Annotated in this window: 1 pseudogene; it reads right to left on the reverse strand. The window is 45.8% G+C overall.

Going from position 1 to position 708, the window contains the following annotated elements:
- Window positions 1-299: 299 nt before the first annotated feature.
- A pseudogene (locus tag R7040_RS26550) lies at window positions 300-708 on the reverse strand (tryptophan synthase subunit beta); the annotation flags it as partial.

Below are 708 nucleotides of genomic sequence, written 5' to 3' on the forward strand. Positions count from 1 at the left end.
AGTCTCTAGCTTTAACCCATGCAGTGGGTTGTTTTGTTGCAGTTCGATTCTTTCTTCGTCAGTCATCATTTTAGGGGCCTTACTCATCAAAGGGCGGAGTTTAGCAAAGTATACATTACAGAGATATCTATAGTTAGGCGGCGATGGTTTCAATAGAAACGCCAGAAGGCCTAGGCAACGTATTTAAACCACTAAAGCAAAGGTAAATTGAGAGAAAACTACAAAGCCACCTTGTTTTAGGTGGCTTTGCTTTTGTCTGCGCGTTGCGATTAAACGTAACTCAGCTCAGTGGTTGCCAGTTAGATAAGCGACTCAATACCGTATTTTGCACCGTAGTTTTCAACCACAAAATCGATGTCTTTGTCGCCTCGACCTGAAAGGTTGACAAGAATCGAACCTGTTTCACCTTGTTGTGCCAGTTTGATTGCGTATGCGACTGCGTGGGAAGATTCGATAGCAGGAATAATTCCTTCTTCGCGAGACAACTCAAAGAAGGCGTCTATCGCTTCGTCATCGTTGATTGAACCATAGTTCACGCGTCCGATGTCTTTTAAATAACTGTGCTGTGGGCCTACCGATGGGTAATCCAATCCACTGGCGACGGAGTGTACCTCTTGTGGTTCGCCTTGCTCATCTTTAAGCATGTAAGACTTAAACCCGTGCATGATGCCTGGCTCGCCAAGCGTTAGGGTGGCTGCGTGTTCACCC

Source organism: Vibrio sp. 1069, assembly GCF_033340555.1.